Origin of the sequence: Pseudomonas sp. P39-UII1 (assembly GCF_039672635.1) — a bacterium.
In the GTDB taxonomy this organism is placed as follows: domain Bacteria; phylum Pseudomonadota; class Gammaproteobacteria; order Pseudomonadales; family Pseudomonadaceae; genus Aquipseudomonas.
The window spans coordinates 1-15975 of sequence record NZ_JBDFPP010000011.1; the positions used below are offsets into that span (position 1 = coordinate 1).

A 15975-nucleotide genomic window follows, 5' to 3' on the forward strand; every position below is an offset into this window, starting at 1 on the left:
AGGCCAGAGCGTCATCTACAGTACGGGCTCGATGCCCTAGGAGCGGCTCCGCTTCAAGACCTTCCCTCGATGATCAGTCGAGAACTTTCGCCTCTTGGGAGGCGAAAGTCGAGATACAAGGAGCGGCGGTGCGGCGATCCGACTTGCCCGCGATGCGCCGCGCGGGCGGCGCTCGATCACAAGAGCGCCACTGCCCTCGCGACAGGCACCTTAACCTCAAACTCAAACCTCTGCGAACTTCCCAACCCTGGCATCGCTCCTAACTGGTAACCCCAACCACCAGTGCCTACGCCATGGACCTCGTCATCGCCCGCCCCGAAGGCCTGTACTGCCCGCCCGGTGATTTCTACATCGACCCGTGGCGGCCGGTGGCGCGTGCCATCATCACTCATGGCCATGGCGACCATGCCCGTCGCGGCAACGCGCATTACCTGACCGCCACCCCTGGCGCCGGTATCCTGCGCAGCCGCCTTGGCCAGGACATCGACTTGCAGACGCTGACCTACGGCGAACGCATCCGTCACCACGGCGTCACCATCAGCCTGCACCCGGCCGGGCATGTGCTGGGCTCGGCCCAGGTGCGCCTGGAGCATGAGGGCGAGGTCTGGGTGGCCTCCGGTGACTACAAGGTCGAGCCCGACGGCACCTGCGCCCCGTTCGAGCCGGTGCGCTGCCACACCTTCATCACCGAATCGACCTTCGGCTTGCCCATCTACCGCTGGCCAAGCCAGGCCGAGGTGTTTGCCGGGGTGAATGCCTGGTGGCGGGCCAACCGGGATCAGGGCAAGGCCAGCGTGTTGTTCTGCTACGCCTTCGGCAAGGCTCAGCGCATTCTGCACGGCCTGGATAGCAGCATCGGGCCGATTCTGGTGCACGGTGCGGTGGAGCCCCTCAACCAGGTATACCGCGAGGCGGGTGTGTACCTGCCGCAAACCCTCTATGCGGGTGATGTGCCCCGAAACGACCCGCTCATGCGCCAAGCCATCGTTCTGGCGCCCCCCTCTGCCGCAGGCAGCAGCTGGATGCGCCGCTTCGGCGATTACAGCGATGCCTTCGCCAGTGGCTGGATGCTGCTGCGCGGCACGCGGCGCCGGCGCGGCGTGGACCGTGGCTTCGTGTTGTCCGACCATGCTGACTGGCCAGGCCTGCTCTGGGCCATCGAGCAGACCGGTGCCGAACGGGTGATGGTCACCCATGGCTCGGTCAATGTGCTGGTGCGCTTGCTCAATGAAAAGGGCCTCGATGCCCGCGCCTTCGTGACCGAGTATGGCGAGGAAGATGACGCCCCTGCGACGGAAGCCGGAGCATGAGAGCCTTCGCCCAACTCTACCTGCGGCTGGATGCCACGACGTCCAGCAATGCCAAGCTCGAAGCGCTGCGCGACTATTTTGCCGCCGCCCCTGCCGAAGATGCGGCCTGGGCCGTGTATTTCCTGTCGGGTGGCCGGCCGCGCCAGCTGGTGCCTACCCGCGTACTGCGCGAACTGGCGACGGCACTGGCCGGCCTGCCCGATTGGTTGTTCGAAGAAAGCTACCAGGCGGTGGGCGATCTGGCGGAAACCATATCGCTGCTGCTGCCTGAAAATCACCACGGCAGCGACGACGGCCTGGCCCATTGGGTTGAAGGCCACCTGCTCCCCCTTCGCGGGCTGCCCGCCGAAGAAGTGCAGCAGCGCCTGCCTCCCCTGTGGGCACAACTGGACCGCCCCAGCCTGATGCTGTGCCTGAAGCTGATCACCGGCAGCTTTCGCGTCGGCGTGTCCAAATTGTTGGTCACCCGCGCCCTGGCACAGCTGGCCGGGCTGGATGCCAAGCGCGTGGCGCAGCGCCTGGTTGGCTACACCGACATCAGCCATCGCCCTACTGCCGACAGCTACCAAAAGCTGATCGCCGCCGAATCGGCTGATGAACACAGCCAGCGCGGCGGCCAGCCTTACCCGTTCTTTCTGGCACATGCCCTCCAGGCCCCCACCGAGCAGTTCGACGACCTGCTTGGCCCCCCCAGCGCCTGGCAGATCGAATGGAAGTGGGATGGCATACGCGCCCAGGTGGTCAAGCGCGATGGCCAGGTGTGGGTGTGGTCGCGTGGCGAAGAGCTGATCACCGACCGTTTCCCGGAGCTGCACAGCCTGGCGCAGAGCCTGCCGGACGGCGTCGTCCTCGACGGCGAGATCCTGGTCTGGAAACCCGGCGCCACCGCCGAAGCGCTGGCCGTGCAACCGTTCGCCCTGCTGCAGCAACGCATTGGCCGCAAGACCCTGGGCAAGAAGCTGCTGACCGACACGCCCGTGGTACTGCAGGCGTACGATTTGCTGGAGTGGCAAGGCGAGGACTGGCGTAACCGGCCACAACATGAACGCCGTCAGCAATTGCAGCGCCTGGTCGCCGACTACCCACTGGCCCCCGTGCTGCTTTCGCCGCTGCTGGAAGGGCAGGACTGGCAAGACCTTGCCGTTCAGCGCGAACAGTCGCGCAGCCTGGGGGTCGAGGGCCTCATGCTCAAGCAGCGTGACGCCTTGTACGGTGTGGGCCGAACCAAGGACATGGGGGTGTGGTGGAAATGGAAGATCGACCCGTTCAGCGTCGATGCGGTGCTGATTTACGCCCAACGCGGCCATGGCCGTCGCGCCAGCCTGTACAGCGACTACACCTTCGCCGTCTGGAACGCGCCACCCGGTAGCCCGGAGCGTGCGTTGGTCCCGTTCGCCAAGGCCTACTCGGGCCTCAGCGATGAAGAAATGCGCAAGGTGGATGCCATCATCCGCAAGACCACGGTAGAAACCTTTGGCCCGGTGCGCAGCGTGACCCCGACGCTGGTGTTCGAGCTGGGCTTCGAGGGTATCGCACTGTCCAAGCGGCACAAGAGCGGCATCGCCGTGCGCTTCCCACGCATGTTGCGCTGGCGCCAGGACAAACCGGTCGCCGAGGCGGACGACCTGGCGACCTTGCAAGCACTGCTAACCTGACCGCATACCGTGGCAAGACGCGCAGAGAGGCACAGCCGGCAAAATTATGCTTAGCTTTGTGCCGACCCGTGTCGCAGACCGTTTTCGCCACGTAATCAGGACCACCATGCACCATTCGACCCACGACTTGCTGTCCCCCGTACCCGGCATCACTCGCCAACTGCACAGTTTCCACTTCGGCCCGCGCGGTGGCGCCAAGGTGTATATCCAGGCCTCACTGCATGCCGACGAACTGCCGGGCATGCTGGTGGCCTGGCACCTCAAGCGCCGCCTGGGCGAGCTGGAACAGCAAGGGCGCCTGCGCCGCGAAATCATCCTGGTGCCCGTGGCCAACCCGGTGGGCCTGGAGCAGGTGATGCTGGATGCGCCGCTGGGCCGTTTCGAGCTGCAAAGTGGCGAGAACTTCAACCGCAATTTCGTCGACCTTTCCGATAGCATCGGCGACCAGATCGAGGGGCATCTGACCCAGGACCCCGCGCACAACCTCGCGCTGATCCGCGAGTACCTGCGCCGCGGCCTGGACGCCCACCCGGCGCTTACGCCGCTGCAGTCTCAGCGCCTGATCCTGCAGCGGCTGGCCTGCGATGCAGACCTGGTCCTCGACCTGCATTGCGACTTCGAGGCGGTCGAACACCTCTATACCACCCCGGAAGCCTGGCCTCAGGTCGAGCCGCTGGCCCGCTACCTGGGGGCCCAGGCCAGCCTGTTGGCCACCGATTCCGGCGGGCAGTCGTTCGATGAATGTTTCAGCCTGGTCTGGTGGCAGCTGCAGCAACGCTTTGGCAAGCGCTTCCCGATCCCGTTGGGCAGCGTAGCGGTGACCGTCGAACTGCGTGGCCAGGCCGACGTCAGCCATGACCTGGCGAGCAAGGATTGCCAGGCGATCCTTGACTACCTCACCCACGCGGGCGTCCTAGCGGGTACACCCGCGCCCTTGCCGGCACTGCCCAGCCCCGCTACCCCGCTGGCCGCTGTCGAACCGGTATCGGCCCCTCTCGGTGGGCTGCTGGTGTATCACGCCCGGCCTGGCCAGCAGCTTGAGGCTGGCCAACTTATCGCCGAAGTCATCGACCCGCTCAGCGACCGGGTGACCGCCGTGCGCAACAGCCAGCCCGGCCTGCTGTATGCCCGTAGCGTGCGGCGCATGGCCACGGCTGGAATGGTCATTGCCCACGTAGCAGGTCAACAGGTGTGCCGCAGCGGCTATCTGCTGGCGAACTGACTCGGTAAAACCAATGCACCGGGCGGGTGGTCCTTATAAGCACAGCCTTCGAAGGACACCGCGCCCGCATGCCCGCCCAAACCGACCTAGCCAATGCCTGGTTCACCGCACGCGGCTGGAAGCCCTTTGCCTTCCAGCGGCAAGTCTGGGCGGCGGTCGGCCGCGGCGAATCGGGGTTGCTGCATGCCAGCACTGGTGCCGGCAAGACTTACGCGGTATGGCTTGCGGCGCTGCGCGCCTTTGCCCAGCCTGCCCCAGGGCGCCAGCCCGCGCCGTTGCAAGTGCTGTGGATCACACCCATGCGCGCGCTGGCCGCAGATACCGCCCGGGCCTTGCAAGCACCGCTGGATGAGCTCGGCCTGAACTGGAGCGTCGGTGTGCGCAGCGGTGACACCGGCAGCGCCGAGCGCGCCCGGCAAGCCAGGCGCCTGCCGAGCACGTTGATCACCACCCCCGAAAGCCTGACCCTGCTGCTGACCCGGGCACAAGCCTGCGAGGACTTCGCCCACCTGCGCCTGGTGGTGGTGGACGAATGGCACGAACTGCTGGGCAACAAGCGCGGCGTGCAACTGCAACTGGCCCTTGCCCGCCTGCGCCGCTGGCACCCGCGCCTGGTGACCTGGGGGCTCTCGGCCACCCTGGGCAACCTGCCCCATGCGCTCGAGGTGCTGTTGCCCGAGGGCGGCCAGTTGGTGCGGGGCCGCCAGGACAAACGCCTGATTGTCGACACCCTGCTGCCCGAGGCCATCGAACGCTTCCCTTGGGCCGGCCACATGGGCCTGAAAATGCTCGAGCCGGTCGCCCGTGAGCTCGACGGCAGTGCCAGCAGCCTGGTGTTCACCAATACCCGCGCCCAGGCCGAGCTGTGGTACCAGGCCTTGCTCGACGCCCGCCCCGACTGGGCCGGGCAGATCGCCCTGCACCATGCCTCATTGGCCCGCGCGACCCGCGACTGGGTGGAACTCAGCCTCAAACAGGGTGCGCTCAAGGCCGTGATCTGCACGTCCAGCCTGGACTTGGGGGTGGATTTCCTGCCAGTGGAGCGGGTCATGCAAATTGGCTCGGCCAAAGGTATCGCTCGCCTGATGCAGCGCGCCGGGCGTTCCGGGCATGCGCCGGGGCGTCAGTCGCGGATCACCCTGGTGCCCACCCACAGCCTGGAACTGGTGGAAGCCGCAGCGGCGCGCAGCGCCTTGGCTGCGGGGCATATCGAAGCACGCCGCTCGCCACGCCTGTGCATGGATGTGCTGGTCCAGCACCTGGTCTCTATGGCACTGGGCAGTGGGTTTCGCCCAGCCGAACTGCTTGCTGAAGTGCGCAGCACCTGGGCATTTCGCGAGCTGCGTGATAGCCAATGGCAGTGGGCGCTGGACTTCGTCAGCCATGGCGGCAGCTCACTCAGCGCCTACCCTGACTACCAACGCGTCGAAGCCCACGCCGATGGTGTCTGGCGGGTCGCCAGCGAGCGTCTGGCGCGGCGCCATCGCATGGGCATCGGCACCATCGTCAGCGACGCCAGCCTGCAGCTCAAATACTGGAGCAAAGGTGGCGGCGGCAAACACCTGGGCAGTGTCGAAGAAGCGTTCATCGCCCGCCTGCGCCCAGGCGACACCCTGGTCTTTGCCGGGCGTGTACTGGAGCTGGTGCGCGTAGAGAACATGACTGCCTACGTGCGCCGCAGCACTGCCCGCAAAGCCGCCATCGCCCGCTGGAATGGCGGGCGAATGCCGCTTTCCAGCGAACTGGCCGATGCCTTGGTGGAAAAGCTCGATGCCGCCGCCCACGGCCATTTCGACGACCCGGAGATGCGCGTGGTGCGCCCATTGCTCACGCTTCAGGGGCAGTGGTCGGCCTTGCCCAGCACACAGACACTGTTGGCCGAAACGCTTGCCACACGCCAAGGCTCACACCTGTTTCTGTACCCCTTTGCTGGGCGCATGGCCAACCTGGGCTTGGCCAACCTGATCGCCTGGCGGATCAGCCGCCAGCAACCGCTGTCGGTGTCCATTGCCGTCAGTGACTATGGCTTCGAGCTGCTCAGCCCTAGCCCCGTGGACTGGGCCACCCACCTGCCTGCGGCGTTGTCCGGCGAGGGTCTGCTGGATGATGTGCTGGCCAGCCTGAACGCCAGTGAAATGGCCTTGCGACGCTTTCGTGAAATCGCCCAGATTTCCGGGCTGGTGTTTGGCGGGTACCCGGCGGCGCAAAAGAGCACCCGGCAGATCCAGGCGTCGAGCGGGCTGTTCTTCGAGGTCTTTCGCAAGCATGATGCCGGCAACCTGCTGCTGGGCCAGGCACGGGACGAAGTGCTGCGAGAGGAACTGGAAATCGAACGATTGCAGGGTCAATTGGCTAAAATGAGCCAGCTGCGCCTGGACGTGCGCGAACTGCGACGGCCCGGGCCACTGGCGTTCACGCTGCTGGTGGAAGGCATGCGAGAAACCCTGAGCACAGAGAAGCTGGCGGATCGCATAGCGCGGATGGTCGCCGACCTTGAAAAAGCCGCGAGCAGAACGAAGTGAGTGAACACCTGGCCATCGAACATTGCGGGCAAACACTGTGGTTGATGCCTGATCGTGCGCTTTACTGGCCAGCCCGTCGTGCACTGCTGGTAGCCGACGTGCATATCGGCAAGGCTGCCAGTTACCGTGCACTGCACCAACCCGTACCACGCGGCACCACCGAAGCCACGCTCCAGCGCCTGGATGCACTGCTTGCAGCCTGTGAGTGCGAGATGCTGATCGTGCTGGGCGACTTCCTGCATGCGCGAACGGGCCGCACCGCAGCAACGATGGCCAAGCTACAGGCCTGGCGGGCGCGCCATGCAGGGTTGCGCATCGTGCTGGTGCGTGGCAACCACGATCGCCATGCAGGTGATCCACCCGCACAGCTTGGCATCGAGGTTCAGGATGAACCTTGGGTACTGCCGCCGTTCGCGCTGCAACACGAACCTGAAACACACCCGGACCACCCGGTGTTGTCAGGCCATGTACACCCGGTATACGTCCTGCGTGGTCGCGCCCGCCAGCGGCTGAGGCTGCCCTGTTTCGTCATGGGTCAGGTCAGCCTGTTACCGGCGTTTGGTGAATTCACTGGCGGCTGGAATGTCGAGCAGAACCCGGGCAACCGCATCTACCTTGCCGGCGCGGACCAGGTCTGGCCCTTGCATCTCTGACTGAACGGGCCGTTCAGGCCACAGGGGCAGGAGGCGGTTCATCGGGCAGGGTTGGCTCGCCCGGTTCCATGGGTGGGGTATCCCCAGGCTGGGCGGGTTGCGGGGTATCCGGGCCAGGCTGACCGGGTACGCCGCCAAGGTGCATCGGCGCAGGATGGGCCAGCAGAGACCACGCCAGCATGCCGATATGGTTGGGCTGCAGCACAGCCAGCTTTGCACTGATTGCGGGATCGAGTTTCATGGGTAACTCCTGACTAGGGCCGCCACGCATCATGCATGGCAGCACTGTTCAGTAACTTGGAGTGCCCAAGCGAGAACTAATTCCCCGCGCTCGTCGGCTCAGGTGCGTGGCAGGGTAACGCCGCGCTGGCCCTGATACTTGCCGCCACGGTCCTTGTACGACACTTCGCACTCTTCATCGGACTCGAGGAAGAGCATCTGCGCTACGCCTTCATTGGCGTAGATCTTCGCCGGCAGTGTGGTGGTGTTGGAGAATTCCAGGGTCACGTGGCCTTCCCACTCCGGCTCGAGTGGCGTGACGTTGACGATGATGCCGCAACGCGCATAGGTGCTCTTGCCCAGGCAGATGGTCAGCACGTTGCGCGGGATGCGGAAGTACTCGACGGTACGGGCCAGGGCGAAGGAGTTCGGCGGGATGATGCAGACATCGCTCTTGACGTCGACGAAGCTGCCGGCGTCGAAGTTTTTCGGGTCGACGGTGGCCGAGTTGATGTTGGTGAACACCTTGAATTCGTCGGCGCAACGCACGTCGTAACCGTAGCTGGAAACGCCGAACGAGATCACCCGGCTGTCGTGCTCGCCGCGCACCTGGCGCTCGACGAACGGTTCGATCATGCCGTGTTCCTGCGCCATGCGGCGAATCCACTTGTCCGATTTGATGCTCATGGCGGGGGTGTCCTGAGAGTTGCGAGGTGAAAAAACGAAAGGCGCATCTTACCGGTCCCCGCGCTCAGGTTAAAGTTCCATCCCGCATCCCGCGCCAGACGGGGCTTGCGGCCGCCGCCGATCCGAATTTCATCAAAGGCTATTTTGGAGATTGGCAGCTCGTGGAAAGTGGGTTAAGGTGACGCCACTGTGCTGCACGTGACACCGAGAATCTCTAGTTTGATGCACGATCCTGATCGCACCATCGCTGAATTTTCTGCTCTCTTTGCACTCAGTCCCGGCCAGGGTTTTTCCTGACCGTTATCTACTTTGTCCAAGGAGACAGAAAAATGTCCAACCGTCAATCCGGTACCGTTAAGTGGTTCAACGATGAGAAAGGCTACGGCTTCATCACCCCTCAGTCGGGCGACGATCTGTTCGTGCACTTCAAAGCCATCCAAGCTGACGGCTTCAAAACCCTGAAAGAAGGCCAGGCTGTTACTTTCGTCGCTACCCGCGGCCAGAAAGGCATGCAGGCTGAAGAAGTTCAAATCGCCTAAGCGATTTAGCTTCCTAGCTTTCAAAAAAACCCGCCTTCTGGCGGGTTTTTTATGCCTGTCCAGAAGCGGCCTTGCCGGCGCGCCGGACCGGTCGGAAAGGGGTGCGAAGCGCCCCCAAGCCATGTGATCCAACCACATAGTGCTGGGGCCGCTTTGCGGCCCTTTCGCGGCACAAGGCCGCTCCCACACAAAATGCGTCAGTCTTCGCTGATGGTAATGCTCGGCATAGCGGGTGCCGCCGCTTCTTGCAAGACGATCCGTGCACCCACCTGGCGGGCCAGTTCCTGATAGACCATGGCAATCTGGCTTTCCGGCTCGGCAATCGCCGTGGGCTTGCCGCTGTCGGCCTGCTCGCGGATCAGCATCGACAACGGCAACGATGCCAGCAAGTCGACGCCATACTGACTCGCCAGCTTCTCGCCGCCACCTTCACCGAACAGGTGCTCGGCATGGCCGCAGTTGGAGCAGATGTGCACCGCCATGTTCTCGACCACGCCCAGCACCGGGATGTTGACCTTGCGGAACATCTCCACGCCTTTCTTCGCATCCAGCAGCGCCAGGTCCTGCGGCGTGGTCACGATCACCGAACCCGCCACCGGGACCTTCTGCGCCAGCGTCAGCTGGATATCGCCGGTACCCGGCGGCATGTCGATAACCAGGTAATCGAGGTCGTCCCAAGCCGTCTGGGTCACCAATTGCAGCAGCGCACCAGACACCATCGGGCCACGCCATACCATCGGCGTGTTGTCATCGGTGAGAAAGGCCATCGACATGACCTCGACACCATGCGCCTTGATCGGCACGAACCACTTCTGCTCGCGAATCTGCGGCCGGGTGCCTTCGGCGATACCAAACATCACACCCTGGCTGGGGCCGTAGATATCGGCGTCGAGGATGCCCACCCGGGCCCCTTCGCGGGCCAGGGCCAAGGCCAGGTTGGCGGCCGTGGTCGATTTGCCGACACCGCCCTTGCCCGAGGCCACGGCGACGATGTTCTTGACGTTGGCCATGGCCGGCACCTGGGCCTGGGCCTTGTGCGCGGCGACCACGCAGTCGATCGATACCTGGGCCGAACTGACACCGTCGAGGTTCTCGATCGCGGTCTGCAACACCTGGGCCCAGCCGTTCTTGAACAGACCAGCGGCATACCCCAGTTGCAACTGCACAGCGACCTGCCCGCCCTGGATATCGATGGCGCGCACGCAGCCGGCGCTGACCGGGTCCTGGTTCAGATAAGGGTCGGTGTACTGGCGAAGCACGCCTTCGACGGCGGCACGGGTGACGGCACTCATGGAGGCTCCCATTGGCAAACGGATAGTCAAACAGACGCCTATCCTAACCCGTCAATCGTCAGCAGTTGCGTACATGGGGTGAAATATATTCGCCGGCCCTTTATAGTGGCCGATCACCCTCATTTTTACCCGAGCCATATAAGTAGCCGAGCCACCATGTCCGAGCCACGCCAGATTCTCGTCACCAGCGCCCTGCCCTATGCCAATGGGTCCATCCACCTTGGCCATATGCTTGAGTACATTCAGACGGACATGTGGGTTCGCTTCCAGAAAATGCGCGGCAACCAGTGCATCTATGTCTGCGCCGACGACGCCCACGGTTCGGCCATCATGCTGCGCGCCGAAAAGGAAGGCATCACCCCGGAGCAGCTGATCGCCAACGTCCAGGCCGAGCACAGCAGCGACTTCGCCGACTTCCTGGTGGATTTCGACAATTTCCACTCCACCCACAGCGACGAAAACCGCGAACTGTCGGGCATGATCTACTCGCGTCTGCGCGACGCCGGGCACATCGCCACCCGTTCGGTCACCCAGTACTTCGACCCTGAGAAGGGCATGTTCCTGGCCGACCGCTTCATCAAGGGCACCTGCCCCAAGTGCGCGGCCGAAGACCAGTACGGCGACAACTGCGAAAAATGCGGTGCCACCTACGCGCCGACCGAGCTGAAGAACCCCAAGTCGGCAATCTCCGGCGCCACGCCGGTACTGCGCGACTCGCAGCACTTCTTCTTCAAGCTGCCGGACTTCCAGGCCATGCTGCAGCAGTGGACCCGCAGCGGCACGCTGCAGGACGCCGTGGCCAACAAGCTGGCCGAATGGCTGGACGCCGGCCTGCAGGAATGGGACATCTCGCGTGACGCGCCGTACTTCGGCTTCGAGATCCCGGGCGAGCCCGGCAAGTACTTCTACGTGTGGCTGGATGCCCCGATCGGCTACATGGCCAGCTTCAAGAACCTGTGCGCACGCCGCCCTGAGCTGGACTTCGATGCGTTCTGGAACGAAGGCTCGAAAGCCGAGCTGTACCACTTCATCGGCAAGGACATCGTCAACTTCCACGCCCTGTTCTGGCCAGCCATGCTCGAAGGCGCAGGGTTCCGCAAGCCGACCGCGGTCAACGTGCACGGTTACCTGACCGTCAACGGCGCCAAGATGTCCAAGTCGCGCGGCACCTTCATCAAGGCCCGCACCTACCTGGACCACCTGCAGCCTGAATACCTGCGTTACTACTACGCCGCCAAGCTCGGCCGTGGCGTCGATGACCTGGACCTGAACCTCGAAGACTTCGTGCAGAAGGTCAACTCGGATCTGGTTGGCAAGGTGGTAAACATCGCCAGCCGCTGCGCCGGCTTCATTCACAAGGGCAATGACGGCGTGATGGTTGCCGGCGACGCTGCGCCAGAGCTGAGCGAAGCGTTCCTCGCTGCGGCCCCGTCCATCGCCGAAGCCTACGAGGCCCGTGACTTTGGCCGTGCCATGCGCGAAATCATGGCCCTGGCTGACCGTGCCAACGCCTGGATCGCCGACAAGGCTCCGTGGTCGCTGGCCAAGCAGGAAGGCAAGCAGGACGAAGTCCAGGCAATCTGCGCCCAGGGCATCAACCTGTTCCGCCAACTGGTGATTTTCCTCAAGCCGGTCCTGCCGGTACTGGCCGCCGACGCCGAGGCGTTCCTCAATGTCGCGCCGCTGCACTGGAACGACCACCAGTCGCGCCTGGAAAACCACACGCTCAACCCGTTCAAGGCACTGATGAGCCGCATCGAACCGGCCAAGGTCGAAGCCATGATCGCCGCCAGCAAGGAAGACTTGCTGGCAGCTGGCGGCCAGGCCCAGGCACCCGCCGGCAACGGCGAACTGGCCAAGGACCCGCTGTCGGCGGAAATTGAATTCGACACCTTCGCCGCCGTCGACCTGCGCGTAGCGCTGATCGTCAAGGCCGAAGCGGTGCCGGGTGCCGACAAGCTGCTGCAGCTGACCCTGGATATCGGTGACGAACACCGCAACGTGTTCTCGGGCATCAAGTCGGCCTACCCCGACCCATCCAAGCTTGAAGGCCGCCTGACCATGATGGTCGCCAACCTCAAGCCACGCAAAATGCGCTTCGGTGTGTCCGAAGGCATGGTCATGGCGGCAGGCCCTGGCGGCGAAGAGATCTACCTGCTCAGCCCGGACAGCGGCGCCAAGCCTGGCCAGCGCATCAAGTAACCTCCCCCGCCCCGGCCTCAGTGCCGGGGCTTTTTCATCCCCTCGCGCATTACCGGACATCGCCAGCGATTCCCGGCTATCGTCATTGGCATGAATGACCATGCCCTGGTTCTGGTCAGCGCAGCGCTGCTCAGCCATCTGCTTTTGCAACAACAGCCGGCCTCACGACTGCGCCTGCACGTGTGCGGCCTGGCGTGCGCCTTGTCGATCGTGTTTGGGGTCACCGGGGGGCAACTGCTCGAGCGTCTGCTCGTGGTGCCTTGGCAATTGCAGAACCTGCGCTTGTTCCTGCTGCTGCCTTGGATGGCACTGCTCGCCTGGGGTGTAACGCGAACACTGGCAAGGTTACGGCCTGATTGGCCAACAGCAGACCTGGCCTGGCCGATAGCAACCAATGCCTTGCTGCTGGGCCTTGCATTGCAGGTCATCGGCGAGCACCGTGGATGGCTTGCCGCGCTGGGTTACGGCTCAGTCGCCGGGATGGGTTTCTGGCTGGCCCTGGTGCTTTTTGCTGACCTGATGCAGCGGTGCGAACACCCTGACGTGCCGAACGCATTGCGCGGCCTGCCTGTCACTTTGCTCTGCGCAGGTGTCATGGCCCTCGCGATCTCGGGCCTCAACGGCTTACTCGGGCAGTGAGACTGGCTCATGACCACACCTGACCCACGGCTGCTGCGCGACGCAATGGGCCTGGTGCTGCTGGCCTGTCTTCCTGGTTTGCTGGCATCGTTCTGGCTGTTGGGGTGGGGCCTGCTGTTCAGCCTGCTGCTGTGCATGCTCGCTGCAGCCTGCTGCGAAGCTGCGTGCCTGACGCTTCGAGGCCGGCCTGTGGCAACGGCACTGAGCGACGGTAGCGCGTTGGTGAGCGCAGTACTGCTGGCGCTCGCCCTGCCCACCCAGGCGCCTTGGTGGTTACCGGTGATTGCCGCCACCATCGCTATTGGCCTGGGTAAGCAAGCCTTCGGCGGCGTGGGACGCAACGCGTTCAACCCGGCGATGGTCGGCTATGCCTTCGTGCTGCTGAGCTTCCCGCTGCAGATGAGCCATTGGCCCGCGCAGTCGCCAGGTTTTTTCGACAGCTTGAACCTGGTGTTTGGCAGTCGCGAACAGATCGATGCATGGGCCGGGCCGACCGTGCTCGACGGCCTTCGCCACAACCTCAGCCTGACCATCGATGAACTGTTCGCCCATCACCCGGGCTTTGGCCATTTCGGCGGCCGCGGCATTGAATGGGTGAACCTGGCGTTTCTTCTGGGCGGGGTGTTTCTGATACAGCGCAAGGTCTGCAGCTGGCATGCCCCGGCAGGCCTGCTGGCCGCGTTGTTCGTGTTCAGCTTGCTGGGCTGGAATGGCTCAGGCTCGGACTCCAACGGCTCGCCACTGCTGCACCTGTTCTCGGGCTCGACCATGCTGGCGGCATTTTTCATTGCCACCGAACCGGTGTCCGGCCCCAAGGCCGGTTTGGCAAAGTTGATGTTCGGCGTTGGCGCCGGCGCGCTGATCTACGTGATCCGTACCTGGGGTAGTTACCCGGATGGCAGTGCGTTTGCCATTCTGCTGATGAACCTTGCAGCCCCGGCGCTCGACCGGCTTGCCACCCGGCAACAGCAGGCCGCACCATGAACCGTCCTGTGCGCAGCGCATTGTGGGTGTTGCTGGTCGGGGCGCTGGCTTTGCTGGCCACGGTTGCCTGGCAGCAATTTACCCGAAAGCCCATGGCCGATGCCGAACAGCAACTGCAAGCCCGCCAGTTGCTCGCTGTTCTGCCTGGCCAAAGCTACGACAACAGCCCATTGAGCAACCCTCTGCCGCTGTCGGGGGCGCAGCCACCGAAGAGCCGGATATTGGCCGCGTATCGTGCGACCCGAGGCACGGCGGCTACAGCGTTGATCCTGGTGAGCCAGGTACAGGGTTATGCCGGGCCCATACGGCTGAGCATTGCCATCGCTGCGGATGGCCGCCTGATCGGCACCCGAGTGATCGATCAACAGGAGAGCCCCGGCCTGGGTGGGCGCATCAGTGACCCGCAGGTGAATTGGCTGGCGCAGTTCGCCAACCGTAGGCTTGATGCCCGCTGGGCACTCAAGCGCGACCAGGGCGACTTCGATCAATTGGCGGGAGCCACCGTCACCTCGCGCGCAGTCATCGAGGCACAGCACGACGCATTGCGCTACGTTGATCAACATCGCACGCAGTTGCTCGGCGGGCCTGGACATGACTAGGTTCTACTTGCTGGTGGCAAGCCTTGCGCCGCTGCTGGGCGCTACCCGGACATTCATGCAAGCAGCGGTCATCGGCATCAGCATGCTGCTGCTGACAGTGCTGCACCAGACGATGCTGCACCCTCTTCGGCCAAGGCTCGACGGAGCGATGTATGGGCTGGCGAGCCTGCTGCTGGTGGCTGCCCTGGCCTGTTGCCTGCAACTGGCCCTGCGCGCCTGGGCGCTGCCGCTTGCCTTGGCGCTCGGCGACTTCCCGGCACTGATCTGCCTTCAATGCCTGGCTATGGACCGCCTGCTGCCTGAGCAGGGCCGCTGGCGCCATCTGAGTGTGCATCTGGCTGGCTTGCTGGGCCTGTGCCTGTTGCTCGGTGCCAGCCGCCAATGGCTGGAAAATGGCCTGAACCTGCACATCGCCAGCCTGGCGCCTGGCGCGCTACTACTGCTCGGTTTGCTGTTGGCCTTGTACAATCGCCTGCGTCCGGGCCCAGCCCCCTCACGTCGTCAAGGAAAGCGTTGACCCCATGAATGCCGCCAAACGCCTGGAGATCTTTCGCAGGCTGCACGAAGATAACCCCGACCCCAAAACGGAACTGGCTTATACGACCCCTTTCGAGTTGCTGGTCGCCGTTACCCTCTCTGCACAGTCCACCGATGTCGGCGTCAACAAGGCCACCGCCCGCCTGTTCCCGGTTGCCAATACCCCGCAAGCCATCTACGCGCTCGGCGTCGAAGGTTTGAGCGAGTACATCAAGACCATCGGGCTGTATAACAGCAAAGCGAAGAACGTCATTGAAGCTTGCCGCTTGCTGATCGAGCGCCACGACGGTGAAGTGCCGCAGACCCGCGAAGCACTGGAGGCGCTGCCGGGCGTGGGCCGCAAGACCGCCAACGTGGTGCTCAACACCGCATTCCGCCAGCCCACCATGGCAGTCGATACGCATATTTTCAGGGTGAGCAATCGCACAGGTATCGCACCTGGCAAGACGGTCTTGGAGGTCGAGAAGAAATTGCTCAAGTTCGTGCCCAAGGATTACCTGCTCGATGCGCACCACTGGCTCATCCTGCATGGGCGCTACGTGTGTCAGGCGCGCAAGCCCCGCTGCGGCAGTTGCCGCATTGAGGACTTGTGCGAGTACAAGCTGAAAACGTCGGACGATTGACCCGATAGTGAATAGGTAGCGGTTTCGATTGAAAAAATCTTTTTTACCAATGTTCGCTTTCTGGTTATAAGGACGGCCAATGGCCCTTTGGCTTGGAGCGACTCATGAGTACCGATAAAGACGAGCTGTCGATCGAAGATGACTTTGCCACCACTGACGATGATGCCGAGCCCCAGGTAGAACCCGCCAAGACCAACCTGAGCAAGCGCCGGACCATCGACAACCTCCTCGAAGAACGACGCCTGCAGCGGCAACTCGCCGATTTCGACTACGACCTGTAGCCCGGACCAAA

At 63.7% G+C, this 15975-nt stretch carries 16 protein-coding genes; 13 read left to right on the top strand and 3 right to left on the bottom strand.

Going from position 1 to position 15975, the window contains the following annotated elements; all coding sequences use genetic code 11:
- Nucleotides 1-293: 293 nt before the first annotated feature.
- From ABEH27_RS15345 to pdeM, 5 genes are all read left to right on the top strand, one after another.
- Entirely contained in the window at nt 294-1310 is a 1017-nt protein-coding gene (locus tag ABEH27_RS15345) for a ligase-associated DNA damage response exonuclease (RefSeq protein ID WP_346614414.1), read from the top strand.
- Entirely contained in the window at nt 1307-2965 is a 1659-nt protein-coding gene (locus ABEH27_RS15350) for an ATP-dependent DNA ligase (protein WP_346614415.1), read from the top strand. The genes ABEH27_RS15345 and ABEH27_RS15350 overlap by 4 nt, the downstream gene beginning before the upstream one ends.
- A gap of 106 nt (nt 2966-3071) precedes the next feature.
- Nucleotides 3072-4187 (top strand): succinylglutamate desuccinylase/aspartoacylase family protein, encoded by a 1116-nt coding sequence (locus ABEH27_RS15355; RefSeq protein WP_346614416.1) that lies wholly within the window; start codon nt 3072-3074, stop codon nt 4185-4187.
- A gap of 68 nt (nt 4188-4255) precedes the next feature.
- Entirely contained in the window at nt 4256-6709 is a 2454-nt protein-coding gene (locus ABEH27_RS15360; protein ID WP_346614417.1) for a ligase-associated DNA damage response DEXH box helicase, read from the top strand.
- 44 nt (nt 6710-6753) lie between these two features.
- Nucleotides 6754-7362 carry a ligase-associated DNA damage response endonuclease PdeM gene (pdeM, locus tag ABEH27_RS15365; RefSeq protein ID WP_346614567.1) on the top strand — a complete coding sequence of 203 codons (609 nt, stop codon included), beginning with the start codon at nt 6754-6756 and terminating at the stop codon, nt 7360-7362.
- Nucleotides 7363-7375: 13 nt separating this feature from the next.
- Here the strand turns inward: pdeM and ABEH27_RS15370 are convergent, their stop codons facing one another.
- On the bottom strand, nt 7376-7603 hold the full coding sequence (locus ABEH27_RS15370; RefSeq protein WP_346614418.1) for a hypothetical protein: 228 nt from the start codon (nt 7601-7603) through the stop codon (nt 7376-7378).
- 98 nt (nt 7604-7701) lie between these two features.
- Entirely contained in the window at nt 7702-8268 is a 567-nt protein-coding gene (gene dcd / locus ABEH27_RS15375) for a dCTP deaminase (RefSeq protein WP_012313046.1), read from the bottom strand.
- A gap of 329 nt (nt 8269-8597) precedes the next feature.
- On the opposite strand from dcd, the gene ABEH27_RS15380 reads away from it, so the two are divergent.
- A complete protein-coding gene (locus ABEH27_RS15380) occupies nt 8598-8807 on the top strand; it encodes a cold-shock protein (RefSeq protein ID WP_016488765.1) in 210 nt (69 codons plus the stop codon).
- Nucleotides 8808-9004: 197 nt separating this feature from the next.
- Here the strand turns inward: ABEH27_RS15380 and apbC are convergent, their stop codons facing one another.
- Nucleotides 9005-10099, bottom strand: coding sequence for an iron-sulfur cluster carrier protein ApbC (gene apbC / locus ABEH27_RS15385; protein ID WP_346614419.1), 1095 nt, complete (start codon nt 10097-10099; stop codon nt 9005-9007).
- A gap of 156 nt (nt 10100-10255) precedes the next feature.
- On the opposite strand from apbC, the gene metG reads away from it, so the two are divergent.
- From metG to ABEH27_RS15420, 7 genes are all read left to right on the top strand, one after another.
- Complete coding sequence (metG, locus tag ABEH27_RS15390; RefSeq protein ID WP_346614420.1) at nt 10256-12301, top strand: methionine--tRNA ligase; 2046 nt, start codon at nt 10256-10258, stop codon at nt 12299-12301.
- Between the two features lie 90 nt (nt 12302-12391).
- Nucleotides 12392-12940: an Rnf-Nqr domain containing protein gene (locus ABEH27_RS15395; protein ID WP_346614421.1), complete on the top strand. Its 549-nt coding sequence runs from the start codon at nt 12392-12394 to the stop codon at nt 12938-12940.
- A 9-nt stretch (nt 12941-12949) separates the two neighbouring features.
- Nucleotides 12950-13924, top strand: coding sequence for an RnfABCDGE type electron transport complex subunit D (locus tag ABEH27_RS15400; RefSeq protein WP_346614422.1), 975 nt, complete (start codon nt 12950-12952; stop codon nt 13922-13924).
- A complete protein-coding gene (locus ABEH27_RS15405; protein ID WP_346614423.1) occupies nt 13921-14523 on the top strand; it encodes an RnfABCDGE type electron transport complex subunit G in 603 nt (200 codons plus the stop codon). Before ABEH27_RS15400 ends, ABEH27_RS15405 begins: the two co-directional genes overlap by 4 nt.
- Nucleotides 14516-15040 (top strand): Rnf-Nqr domain containing protein, encoded by a 525-nt coding sequence (locus ABEH27_RS15410; RefSeq protein ID WP_346614424.1) that lies wholly within the window; start codon nt 14516-14518, stop codon nt 15038-15040. The genes ABEH27_RS15405 and ABEH27_RS15410 overlap by 8 nt, the downstream gene beginning before the upstream one ends.
- Before the next feature lie 4 nt (nt 15041-15044).
- Nucleotides 15045-15683 (top strand): endonuclease III, encoded by a 639-nt coding sequence (nth, locus tag ABEH27_RS15415; protein ID WP_346614425.1) that lies wholly within the window; start codon nt 15045-15047, stop codon nt 15681-15683.
- A gap of 104 nt (nt 15684-15787) precedes the next feature.
- Nucleotides 15788-15964 (top strand): hypothetical protein, encoded by a 177-nt coding sequence (locus ABEH27_RS15420; protein WP_346614426.1) that lies wholly within the window; start codon nt 15788-15790, stop codon nt 15962-15964.
- Nucleotides 15965-15975: the final 11 nt, after the last annotated feature.

Excerpts from the sequence above, each read along its gene's own strand:
- ABEH27_RS15345 (WP_346614414.1), top strand. The coding sequence starts at position 294 with ATGGACCTCGTCATCGCCCGCCCCGAAGGCCTGTACTGCCCGCCCGGT.
- ABEH27_RS15350 (WP_346614415.1), top strand. The coding sequence starts at position 1,307 with ATGAGAGCCTTCGCCCAACTCTACCTGCGGCTGGATGCCACGACGTCC.
- ABEH27_RS15355 (WP_346614416.1), top strand. The coding sequence starts at position 3,072 with ATGCACCATTCGACCCACGACTTGCTGTCCCCCGTACCCGGCATCACT.
- ABEH27_RS15360 (WP_346614417.1), top strand. The coding sequence starts at position 4,256 with ATGCCCGCCCAAACCGACCTAGCCAATGCCTGGTTCACCGCACGCGGC.
- pdeM (WP_346614567.1), top strand. The coding sequence starts at position 6,754 with ATGCCTGATCGTGCGCTTTACTGGCCAGCCCGTCGTGCACTGCTGGTA.
- ABEH27_RS15370 (WP_346614418.1), bottom strand. The coding sequence starts at position 7,603 with ATGAAACTCGATCCCGCAATCAGTGCAAAGCTGGCTGTGCTGCAGCCC.
- dcd (WP_012313046.1), bottom strand. The coding sequence starts at position 8,268 with ATGAGCATCAAATCGGACAAGTGGATTCGCCGCATGGCGCAGGAACAC.
- ABEH27_RS15380 (WP_016488765.1), top strand. The coding sequence starts at position 8,598 with ATGTCCAACCGTCAATCCGGTACCGTTAAGTGGTTCAACGATGAGAAA.
- apbC (WP_346614419.1), bottom strand. The coding sequence starts at position 10,099 with ATGAGTGCCGTCACCCGTGCCGCCGTCGAAGGCGTGCTTCGCCAGTAC.
- metG (WP_346614420.1), top strand. The coding sequence starts at position 10,256 with ATGTCCGAGCCACGCCAGATTCTCGTCACCAGCGCCCTGCCCTATGCC.
- ABEH27_RS15395 (WP_346614421.1), top strand. The coding sequence starts at position 12,392 with ATGAATGACCATGCCCTGGTTCTGGTCAGCGCAGCGCTGCTCAGCCAT.
- ABEH27_RS15400 (WP_346614422.1), top strand. The coding sequence starts at position 12,950 with ATGACCACACCTGACCCACGGCTGCTGCGCGACGCAATGGGCCTGGTG.
- ABEH27_RS15405 (WP_346614423.1), top strand. The coding sequence starts at position 13,921 with ATGAACCGTCCTGTGCGCAGCGCATTGTGGGTGTTGCTGGTCGGGGCG.
- ABEH27_RS15410 (WP_346614424.1), top strand. The coding sequence starts at position 14,516 with ATGACTAGGTTCTACTTGCTGGTGGCAAGCCTTGCGCCGCTGCTGGGC.
- nth (WP_346614425.1), top strand. The coding sequence starts at position 15,045 with ATGAATGCCGCCAAACGCCTGGAGATCTTTCGCAGGCTGCACGAAGAT.
- ABEH27_RS15420 (WP_346614426.1), top strand. The coding sequence starts at position 15,788 with ATGAGTACCGATAAAGACGAGCTGTCGATCGAAGATGACTTTGCCACC.